Genomic DNA, 915 nt, shown 5'->3' on the forward strand with positions numbered 1-915 from the left:
TCGTGAGCGCACAGAGGCTTATAGCGATCGGAATATTTGGATTCACTTATTAAGCGACGCCGAGCTTGATCGCTACCTAAGCAAACTGGAAGCGGGTGACGTCAATTCTCTGCCTTTGTGGGGCGTTCCGTTCGCGATCAAAGACAATATTGATCTGGCAGGTATTCCGACCACAGCCGCCTGTGAAACCTTCGCCTACACACCCGATGAGTCTGCGTTTGTGGTCGATCAACTTATCAAAGCAGGCGCCATACCTGTTGGTAAAACGAATCTGGATCAATTTGCCACAGGGCTAAATGGCACACGCTCGCCCTACGGTGAATGTCGTAATGCCTTCGATGCGAAGTACATCAGTGGTGGCTCAAGCGCGGGTTCATCTGTGTCAGTCGCCTTAGGCCTAGCAAGCTTCAGTTTAGGCACTGACACCGCCGGTTCAGGACGCGTGCCGGCCTGCCTGAATAACTTATATGGCGTTAAACCAACACGAGGGTTGTTGTCTGCCAGCGGCATGTTGCCAGCGTGTCGTAGCTTAGATTGCATGACGATTTTTGCGCTGAACGCAGATGAATCGAACTTAGTTTTGTCGGTCGCAGAAGGGCTTGATGACAATGACGGCTATAGTCGTGCCAATCCTTATCCTAATCAAACACGGCAATATGGTGTGCGTGCAGGGGATTTGAAAATCGGAGTCATCCAATCAGATCAGCTCGAATTCTTCGGTGACGCAGCATACGAGCACGCGTATTTAGCGACTGTAGAACGCATTAAAGATGACGGTGCTCAGATTGAAGAGCTCGACTTCTCGCCCTTTGTTGAAGCTGCGAAATTGTTATACGAGGGACCTTGGGTAACTGAGCGTTACTTGGCAACACAACCTTTAATTGATGAGCAACCTGAAGCAATGTTCCCAGTTGT

At 49.9% G+C, this 915-nt stretch carries 1 protein-coding gene; it reads left to right on the top strand.

Going from position 1 to position 915, the window contains the following annotated elements; genetic code table 11:
* The coding region (locus tag A3739_RS04260) for an amidase family protein (protein ID WP_255376764.1) at positions 1–915 on the top strand (915 nt) is incomplete at both ends.

This window comes from Oleiphilus sp. HI0067 (assembly GCF_001635735.1).